This is a genomic window from Archangium sp., from assembly GCF_036388035.1.
GTDB lineage: Bacteria > Myxococcota > Myxococcia > Myxococcales > Myxococcaceae > Archangium.
Genome location: NZ_DASVSO010000663.1, coordinates 1 through 8,765, shown reverse-complemented (window position 1 = coordinate 8,765; position 8,765 = coordinate 1). Strand labels below are relative to the sequence as shown.

At 65.3% G+C, this 8,765-nt stretch carries 9 protein-coding genes and 1 pseudogene; 3 read left to right on the top strand and 7 right to left on the bottom strand.

Features of this window, described 5'->3' with window-relative positions:
- The 3 genes and pseudogenes from VF697_RS27140 to VF697_RS27130 all read left to right on the top strand — a co-directional run.
- Positions 1-598: pseudogene (locus VF697_RS27140) on the top strand (hypothetical protein); the annotation flags it as partial.
- 35 nt (positions 599-633) lie between these two features.
- Positions 634-903 carry a hypothetical protein gene (locus VF697_RS27135; RefSeq protein WP_331099628.1) on the top strand — a complete coding sequence of 90 codons (270 nt, stop codon included), beginning with the start codon at positions 634-636 and terminating at the stop codon, positions 901-903.
- 210 nt (positions 904-1,113) lie between these two features.
- Positions 1,114-1,434 (top strand): hypothetical protein, encoded by a 321-nt coding sequence (locus VF697_RS27130; RefSeq protein ID WP_331099627.1) that lies wholly within the window; start codon positions 1,114-1,116, stop codon positions 1,432-1,434.
- Between the two features lie 41 nt (positions 1,435-1,475).
- Here the strand turns inward: VF697_RS27130 and VF697_RS27125 are convergent, their stop codons facing one another.
- The 7 genes from VF697_RS27125 to VF697_RS27095 all read right to left on the bottom strand — a co-directional run bounded on the left by VF697_RS27125 (position 1,476) and on the right by VF697_RS27095 (position 7,979).
- Positions 1,476-2,423 carry a DUF2381 family protein gene (locus VF697_RS27125; RefSeq protein WP_331099626.1) on the bottom strand — a complete coding sequence of 316 codons (948 nt, stop codon included), beginning with the start codon at positions 2,421-2,423 and terminating at the stop codon, positions 1,476-1,478.
- A gap of 109 nt (positions 2,424-2,532) precedes the next feature.
- Positions 2,533-4,698: a serine/threonine-protein kinase gene (locus VF697_RS27120; protein WP_331099625.1), complete on the bottom strand. Its 2,166-nt coding sequence runs from the start codon at positions 4,696-4,698 to the stop codon at positions 2,533-2,535.
- A gap of 213 nt (positions 4,699-4,911) precedes the next feature.
- Entirely contained in the window at positions 4,912-5,304 is a 393-nt protein-coding gene (locus tag VF697_RS27115) for a helix-turn-helix transcriptional regulator (RefSeq protein ID WP_331099624.1), read from the bottom strand.
- A gap of 88 nt (positions 5,305-5,392) precedes the next feature.
- Positions 5,393-5,806, bottom strand: coding sequence for a helix-turn-helix transcriptional regulator (locus VF697_RS27110; protein WP_331099623.1), 414 nt, complete (start codon positions 5,804-5,806; stop codon positions 5,393-5,395).
- 11 nt (positions 5,807-5,817) lie between these two features.
- Positions 5,818-6,237, bottom strand: a complete 420-nt coding sequence (locus VF697_RS27105; RefSeq protein ID WP_331099622.1) for a helix-turn-helix domain-containing protein — start codon at positions 6,235-6,237, stop codon at positions 5,818-5,820.
- A gap of 8 nt (positions 6,238-6,245) precedes the next feature.
- On the bottom strand, positions 6,246-7,406 hold the full coding sequence (locus VF697_RS27100; protein WP_331099621.1) for a serine/threonine-protein kinase: 1,161 nt from the start codon (positions 7,404-7,406) through the stop codon (positions 6,246-6,248).
- A gap of 24 nt (positions 7,407-7,430) precedes the next feature.
- Complete coding sequence (locus VF697_RS27095) at positions 7,431-7,979, bottom strand: hypothetical protein (protein WP_331099620.1); 549 nt, start codon at positions 7,977-7,979, stop codon at positions 7,431-7,433.
- Positions 7,980-8,765 lie beyond the last annotated feature (786 nt).

Below are 8,765 nucleotides of genomic sequence, written 5' to 3'. Positions count from 1 at the left end.
ATTGACCAACCTCATCGTCACATTTGGCACGGCTGGGGGCACCACCAGCACGTTGACGCGGGCGGTGGGCGGGCTGGAGGCCACCGTGCCGGTGCTGTCCCTCTCGGCCGAGGGCTTGCTGGTGGTAGAACGCGTGGTGGTTCCGGTGGGCAAGGCGGCCACGGTGTTGAGCGGAGGACCCGGTGCGGCCATCATCCTTCACCAAATGGGGGGCGGGGGAGATGGAGGCTCCACCGTTGACTACGAACACATGGCGCCTGATGGGAGCGGAATCGCCGCCACCATCGACAACACAGGAGTTGTAGACGTGATAGTCGAGGCGCCGAAGGGCAGCGCGATCCGTGGAACGGAGTTGTTTCGCGGAATGATGAAGCATTTTGGCAGGAACGTTCGTGCGATTCGGGGGAATTGGCGCTATGGAGACAATCTTGCGGAGGTAAACAAACTTGTCGGCCAGGACGTACCTCTTGAGGTTGCAGTCACGAAGACATGGACGGCTCGTCGCGCAGCCGAATATGGATTCACAAGGGCCGTCGTGGTCGAAGCGAAGGGTGCTCCCGGCGCGTATAGTTTCATTCAGGTTCTATTCACCAAATGAGGCATGAGTCCATGGGAACCAACACGAGTTTGGACATGAGCTTGATTGTCCAACTGCGCAAAATGGCCGCAGCAGACCATGGAGTATGTGAAATGATGCGTTGGCTGCTCGAATGCTTGTCGCTCGATGCATCCAAAGGAAGAATCAAGACCATCACATATCTCCAGAAAGCATTCTGCCTATCTCTGGCAGATGCTGCTGCTGCTGGTGCATGGCACGTCTTTCCTGGTGGGACTTGGTCGGACGAGGAGTGTGAACAGTTCCTGCTGCCTCGAATCCGTGCGACCAGGAATCAATGGATGTAGACGCATTCGTGATGTGGCGAAATCAGATGAGGCGATTCGGGTCATCACCATGTTTCCCATCATGAGAGGGGGAATAGAATGGTCGTATTGCGGTGTGAATGGCTCGATGAGCAGATGATCTCAGAGCGCTCAGGATTCGATCTGGGGCACATGACCTTTTCGGGAGAAAAAGGAATTTGCACATCGCGCGGGAAGAGCCCAGATCAAGCAATGATGCTGGCCATTGCCATCACGGATCTTCTCTATGGATTGGAGACGCTATTGAGGGGAGCTCAGTCTGAGTACAGGTTCGTCGGAGCGGACTCCTCCTTTTCCGTTTGGTTCAAGAAGACCAAGCGGGGGCGCATCTCACTTCGTAGCGGAACGACAGAACTTGGCGAAGCCGAGCCCACAGATCTCTGCAAATCTATTCTACAGGGCGTTGAAACATTCTTTGCCCTACCCGGAAATGAACTTCCTATAAACGACCCTGTCCGCGAGGACCTCTTGTCCTCTATTCAGAGTTTCAAGCGTTGTCTCCGCGAGGGATGAAAACGGCCTGCGAGCCATGGCCTCCAGAGCCCTTCGGCCCCTTACGGAAACGTCACGTTGCCGAGGGTCACGGTGCGCTGGCGATCTGCATCCCATAGGATGAGAGTGTAGGTGCCCCGGGCCTCCTTCTCCGTAGCCAGTACCTCCACCGCGACGCGGCCCACCTGAATACCGCGCTCGCCTTGTGGATCAGCCGGTAGAATGGGGTCCGGCTGCCAGACTGGGAGGGGCTTGAACACCTCGCCCTTGGGCCCCCGAAGGACCGCACCCGCCGCCGTCCAAGGCGTCGTGCCCGGATTCGCAAGGTACACCTCCACTGCCACCCGCTCCTTCGCGCGGTAGCTGTAGACACGGTGCTTGACGAGGGCATTCCCCTCCTTCTCCGTGGCGCTGTCGCTCAGGTCCTTGCCGTCAACACCCCTGCCAAGGTTCACCAGTCCGGACGCAACAGCGCCCCTCAGCCCATCCGGAACGCCGCGCTCGGCGCGGAGCTGCCGCACTTCCGCACGACACTGCTGCACCTCGGCCTCGGCCTCCTTGGCGACTTGCTGAAAGTGCGCCACGGGGCGCGGCTGCCGTAGCACCTTCACCTCCTGCATGCCGAGCCCGGGATGAACCACGAGCACGAAGGTGGCGCACGCGGGCGCGGCACCGTCCGCAAAGCACACCTCCACTTCAGTCCGCTTCCCGGCGACCAGGTTCTCTCGGGGAACCAGCATGAGCGTCTGCCGCCCCAAGGCCCAGTCCTCGAACCATCCCCGCTCCTGAAGCTTCAAGAATTCCTGCTGGAGCAACGAGTCGAAGCGGAAGGTGATGGGCAGGCCCGGGCCAATACACACCACCGGCGCCTGGCCCTTGGTGGGCACGGCAGCCAGCTCGATGCGAGGGCTCGCCGCCTCGCACTCGTCCACACTGAGGGCGGCGGAAACGGCCGAAGGAGTGGAAAGGAGGGCCAGCGCCAGGAGGCCGACAGGGGACGCAACGAGCACGGGAGGTCAACCTTGATGGGGGCGAGCAAGCGCCAGGAAGAGTCTGGCCTCTACCACACCCCTGCCCTCCAGGCGCCTGACCTCCAAGCCGCCGAGCCCATGACCGGCACTACTCGAAGCGCTCCACCGCCCTGACATCTTGGCTGGAGGAGATCACGGCGGAGTCTGGCCCGCCGTCCGGCTTCATTTCCACGCCAAGCTCACCCGCCCGGCTCCGCAGCTCCAAGCAGACAGGATACGTCTTCCCGCCCAAGGTCTTGGCCTGTTTGAATCGGCCATAGACACGGCCCTCCGCGAAGATGAGCCGCCCGGAGAGGACAGTGCCCGGTCTCAGCTCTCCCAAGTAAGTCGTCAGTGTGAACGTGCTGTATTCCGTCACGGGGACGGGCTTGGTGCCCCCGACAACGGGGAAAGAGCCAAAGGCTTCTTGCCCGATGCGGATGCCCAACTCCTTCATGCTGTCCACGGCGCCCGAGGGGCACGCCTCGGGCTTGGGGGCGGGGCGCACCGGGGGCGCGCCTGCGCAGCCGCCAAGGACGGCGCAGCAGGCCGCGGTAACGCACTTCTCCGCGAAACGGGCACGCCGGGCCTGGGGCTGGGGCTTCTCGGGGGTGTTCACGCTGAAGTCTTCCTTGCGAAGCATGGCGGTGGTGAATGCCGGCGCGGGGGTGGGAGGCAGAAACATCGCCGCGCTCCCACCAGCTTGCGGCGAGTCCCGCGAAACCGCCAATTCCCGGGCAAGGTAGACGTGGAGAATCGGGCTGTTGCCGGAAGACGTAGAAGGCTCTGGTGCAGCGTGGCGCTGTGCCACGCCGCCTGCCCGAGAGGAGGGAGAGGCGGCGAGCACCGCGCCCGCGCTGGCCGCAGCCGCCACCGCCATCAACACCAGCACCACCGCCGCCCGGCGTAGGCCGTCCAGGGCCACGGCACGCACGGGCAGACTACCCATGAAGGTGGGAAAGGCCCGCGAGACTGCGAGCCTCAACGGCCCTCGTTTGGGAGCAGCCTCGCGCGTGGGTCCTGCATCCCTCATCTGAGAGGCGACGACACCCGACTCGGGAACCGCGGAGCCTTGCACCGCCGGCAACGGCGGAGCCGACACCTCCTCCTCGGGGAACGGCACGCCTTCCCAGGCATGGGCGGGGAATATGGCCGCCATGCGCGCCGCCAGGGCTTCGGCCACCGGCGCGGGGCTTGGAGGCGCGGCGGGCATGACAGGCGGAGCAACCACAGAAGTACGGCTCTCCTCGGCACTCAGCTTCTTCTGTCCGCGTCGCGGCGGTGCGAAGCACCTGCGCACCGCGAGTTCCTCCTCGTCCCAGGGCACCTGCGCTGGAATCTCGTCCGTCGTCGTCTCCGCGGGCGCGTCCGGGTCTCCGAGTGGCACGTCCCAGCTCGCGTCGCCCCGGGCCTCGGCCAACGCCGACTCGAGCGCCGCGCACAGCGCCGCCATGTCCGGGAAGCGCACGGCGGGCTCCTTCTCCAACATGCGCATGCACACGTCGGACAGCGCCTTGGGCACCCGAGGATTGCACTCGTGCGGGGCCGGAGGAGTGGTGCCGAGAATCGCCTTCACCATGAGAGGGTTGCGCCGGGTGCCAAAAGGCAGCCGGTTGGTGAGGAGCCAGTAGAAGGTAACGCCCAGCGCCCACAGCTCGTCGGACACCTGGGACTTGTAGCTCACCGGATCGCCCGCGTTCTCCCCGAGGAAGCGCCACGCCTCGGGGCTCACGTACTCCTGCGTTCCGGGTGGAAGCACGCTGGAGCCGGGCACCGGGGTGGCCTCGGCCACGGCGCCTATGCCGAAGTCCACCAGCACGGGCTCCGCGTTGCGCGAGCGGATGATGATGTTGTCCCGCTTGATGTCACGGTGAAGGACATTCTTGCGATGCACCGCCGCGAGGGTGCGGGCCAGTGTCAGCATGAGGCCCGCGCACCGGCGGGCACACGGGTTTTCCGTGAGGGCGTACTGCTCCAGCGTCAGGCCGTCCACCCACTCCATGACGATGTAGAAGTAGCCGTGGTCAGGGTCGGGCCAACGGTCGTAGCCACGGACGCGGACGATGTTGGGGTGCTTGAATTTCTGGAGGATGGACACCTCCATGAGGCCCCATGCGTCCAGCTCGCGGGCACGGAAGAACTTGATGACGAAGAAGCGGCCCGCGCGCTCGGCCTTGAAGACGAGCCCCTGTCCGCCATCGCCCAGCTTTGCTGTGAGGCGGTAGTCACCAACACTGTCCCCGGACTCGGGCTGCTTGAACGGCGGGAGTTGCATGGAATGAGTCGACCTCCGGAGTTGGAGGCTAGCACGACTCGGCTCTCAGGTTGCGCTGCTTGAATCACACCTGGCGCGTGCCCGTGTCCGCGCGGAGCACAGGCGCCTGCCTCGCGTAAAGCGGGCCAGAGCCAGAGGCGGCGCACACCAGAACCCCTCCAAAGTCCGGGTGCAGCTCGGCCCCTGGCTCCAGCCCAATCTCGTTGCGTCCGCTCAATCGTCGTCGGTCGCGTTCTCCAGCACCTTCAACACCCGAACCAGCCGCTTCACCTTCGCGGGGCTCCACCCGCGCAGCATGCTCACGAGGTGCAGCAGCTCCGGCGACAGGTTGCCCTCGGGGGCGGGTGCATCGACGGAGGCGGCCACATCGGCGGGGCTCAACGCGAGCAGCGCGTCCGCGGAGATGCCGAGGATGCGTGCAAGTTTCCGAAGGGTTGGGACGGCGGGCATCATTCCGCCGCGTTCAATGCGTCCATAAACATTGGCGGCGATTCCGGCCTGGCGCGCTACCTGGGCCTGGGTGAGCCCCAGCCGCTCGCGAGCCGCACGGGCCACTTCTCCCAAGGATTGCTGGAGCTGTTCGGGCTGTAGCTGTTCGAGTTCCATGGGTCGCATCTACCAAAGTCCTCCGCGCGTCGTGCCGCACGCCGGATGGTGAGGGTCCTTCATCGGTCCAGCTTCAGGCGGGTCATGGTCAGCAGCGGGCGTCTTGCGTCGAGGGCGTCGGCCGTCGGGAGGTGCTCGAGTTCATCGTGAGCATGGCCAGGGCCATGCCCCGCAGCGCTCTGAGTTGGCGAGGTTTCATCCGGCGTGCCGTGCGGAGGAATTCTTGGACAGCCGACCTCTCCTTCGGAGGCGGTGAAGTGAACCACGCGGGCGGCGTCGGAGATGAAAACCCCAGCAGCGTATTCGCATCGACGTCCAGCGCTCGGCACAGCCGCTGCACCGTCGGAAGGCTGGGCATCATCTCACCGCGTTCGATGCGTCCGTAAACAGCCGTGGCCAGCTCGGCGCTCTGGGCGACCTGGGCCTGAGAGAAGCCCTTTTCCAGGCGGGCCGCCCGAGCCGCATTCCCGAAGTACTTCTTCAACGCCGCGTCCATATCCATCGGCCATACCCTCAAGAAGCGCGTTTCGTCTTGTGCGAGGCCCGTGCGCCCGAGGAGGGCAGCAGCACGCGGGCCACGTGGCTCAGCGCGGTGAGTTGGCGCGGCTTCAGCTTGCGCACCGTGCGAAGAAGACGGCGCACCACGGGCGGCTCGTCTTCACTGGGGATCTCGAGGGTGAGCCACGTGGGAGGCGTCGAGGACGAGAAGCCCAGAAGCGGATTGGCATCCAGGGCCAGCGCACGGCACAGCCGCATGAGCGTCGGGAGGCTCGGGAGCATATTTCCGCGCTCGAGCCTCCCGTACACCTCCGTCGCTACGCCAACGCGCTCAGCCACTTCCTCCTGCGTCAGCCCCGCGCGTGTGCGCGCTTCGCGCGCCACGGCTCCGAGGTGACGGGCAAGCTGGGCCTGTGTCTTATGTACCTGGGGCATGGTGCGTCTCAGTGGAAGTCGTCGGTGTCGATGTCGGACGGCACGGGGAGCACGCCCCGCTCCACGCCAGCGTGGGCGGCCAGCTTGTCGAGGTCGGTGGCTTCCTTGAGAATCTCGGCCAACTCCTCCTCGGCCTCCTTCGCTCCGTAGGGCTGCGGCAGTCCGCCAAGGTATGATTGTAGCTCGTCGCGCAGCTTGTCCGCGGACGGGTAGCGCTCATCGGGGTTGGGGTGCAGCGCCTTGGAGACAATCTGCCGCAGTGGCGTCGGCACCTCCTCGGCCACTCGTTGAACCTCCTCCGGGCCGAAGTGCAGCACGCGGTCGGCAAGTGTCTCCAGCTTGATGAAGGTGGGCACCTCGCTACGAACCTCTGCGGGGAAACGGCGCTTCACGTCCCGCCACAGGACGTCGGGTGGATCCAACGGGTAGCTCGCCACCAGCATCTCCAGCAACACCAGACCCAGAGAGAAGATGTCCGCCCGGCCATCAAGGTTTCTGGGGGTGAGCAAGTCCCTCTGCCCCGGCTCGGGCCGGAGGAAGCCCAGGAGAATCTCCGGGGCGATGTAGGCCGGGTCCCCCCGAAGGAGTCCGTCCGGCGAGCGGATGCGGCCGAGCAGCTCCGAATAAGCGGCGCCGAAGTTGGTGACCTGGACGCGACCATTGCGCCCGAGGCGGATACGCATGGGGCCCACGGCCCGGTGCACCAAGTGGAGAGGACGGCCCGCTTCGTCCACGGCACGGTGCGCGAAGTCGAGGGCGTCCGCCACCTCACCGGCGACGTAGGCGGCGAAGGCCGGAGACAGGCGGCGGCCCACGGCCACGGCGGCGTCCATGGCGGTGAGGAGATAGCAGCCACGCAGGTGCTCCATGACGATGTAGGGGAGTTCGTTCTGCACCGCGTAGCCGTACACGGCGGCGATGTTGGGCTGCCGTAGGAAACGGGCGAACCGCACCTCCTCGAGCACGCGCTCCAGCCCCTCACGGCCCTCCTCCAACACCACGGGCTTGAGCTCCACCAGCTTGACGGGCCCACCCTGGGCGTACTCGCGCGAAGCGAGCAGGAGAGTGTCGTAGTGGGGGTGGGTGACGAGGTGGCGCAGGACGCTGTAGCGGTAGCCACCGGACTCAAAGGTGAGGCGAGCAACAGGGCCGTGAGATGAGCGAGACATGGACGAGTCCTGGCGAGGAAGCAGCTAATGGAATGCGGTGGACTGCCCGGCAACGGAAACGGGCTGCGGCTCGTTGTTCTCGTCGGGCTTGTAGAAGGCGCCCAGCTCGTAGACGCCAGCGCGGTAGGTGTTGTCCTTCACCTCCACCGGACCCACGCACCTCTCGGCCTTCCCGGTGAGCGCCTCGGCGAGGTAGCCGTCAGGGCGCAGCACAAGGAGGGGCGCGAATTCCTGGATGCGACGGCCCAGTTCAGCCCGGGAAACGGGGCTGCTCTTGAGGGTGACGTCGAGCAGCAGTACGTCCGCCACCGTCCACGGGCCGTGCTCGACGGGCCTGGGTGGATAGAGCGGGTAGAGGTGGAGCTGCAACCGGAGCTGCTGGGCCTGCTCCGGGGACAGCTCGCGTCCCGAGGGCAGCAACTCCGGAGGAAGCCCCGCCCGCATGAGCAGCGCTCCGAACTCGTCCAAGTCCGCGAGCGCATCCCGGGTGGAGGCATACGCCTGGGGCGGGCTGTTGCTCGCGCATGCGAGGGGACACAGCAGGACCACGGAGAGCAGCGTGAGAAGGCCCAAGGGGGAGTGGGCGGGAGTCGAAGCAAGACGAATCCCCGTCCGACGCGAGGAAGAAACGCGCGGCATGACAACACCTCCGGTGTGTATGGGTTGCGGCTGGATTGTGCAGCTACGGGTAACACAGCCAATCGCAGAAAGAAAGCCCAGCACTACCGCCAAGGTTCCCATCCCTAGTCAACCCGTCAGAGCGGTACAGCCCTTGTTTCGGGGGAGGAATGGTAGCCAAGGCGTTTCGTGACGTGAGGAGCCAGAACACATGGGTTACTCCTCTGGTAGCGTCCAGCCCCGAATATCAGGGCCTGCATGATTCGCTGCGAGACGGGCCCCGGGTCACCGTCATGTGTTTGTCGAGCAATTCGGCGGCGAGAGGACGATTGAGCGGGCTCGATGACGCGCAGGTGAACGAGGCGTAGAGCCGCGGTTCCGCACCCGCCGAATCGGAAGTCCACGCCTCGGTATAAGCCGATGGCAGGGACTCCCCCTGCTGGCGTCGGCCAACCGACCGCCGCAGTCCTCCAACCCATCCAGAGGTGCGCACCGCGAACGAGCGGGACCCGAGCTCATCCAGCCCGCGTTCCGAGAACTCGAGGTGTGCCCTCACTCATCGCAAGGAGGAGCACCATGCCTCACGACATCAACCAAATGGCCTACGTGGGCCAGGAGCCCTGGCATGGCCTGGGCACGCAGCTGCCGGCCAATGCCGACTACGAATCCATCGTGGAGGCCGCGGGCTTCTACATGGCGGAGGAGCGGCCCCTCTTCGCGCCGGGCAGGGATGAGCCCATT

Excerpts from the sequence above, each read along its gene's own strand:
- VF697_RS27135 (WP_331099628.1), top strand. The coding sequence starts at position 634 with ATGAGCTTGATTGTCCAACTGCGCAAAATGGCCGCAGCAGACCATGGA.
- VF697_RS27130 (WP_331099627.1), top strand. The coding sequence starts at position 1,114 with ATGATGCTGGCCATTGCCATCACGGATCTTCTCTATGGATTGGAGACG.
- VF697_RS27120 (WP_331099625.1), bottom strand. The coding sequence starts at position 4,698 with ATGCAACTCCCGCCGTTCAAGCAGCCCGAGTCCGGGGACAGTGTTGGT.
- VF697_RS27115 (WP_331099624.1), bottom strand. The coding sequence starts at position 5,304 with ATGGAACTCGAACAGCTACAGCCCGAACAGCTCCAGCAATCCTTGGGA.
- VF697_RS27110 (WP_331099623.1), bottom strand. The coding sequence starts at position 5,806 with ATGGATATGGACGCGGCGTTGAAGAAGTACTTCGGGAATGCGGCTCGG.
- VF697_RS27105 (WP_331099622.1), bottom strand. The coding sequence starts at position 6,237 with ATGCCCCAGGTACATAAGACACAGGCCCAGCTTGCCCGTCACCTCGGA.
- VF697_RS27100 (WP_331099621.1), bottom strand. The coding sequence starts at position 7,406 with ATGTCTCGCTCATCTCACGGCCCTGTTGCTCGCCTCACCTTTGAGTCC.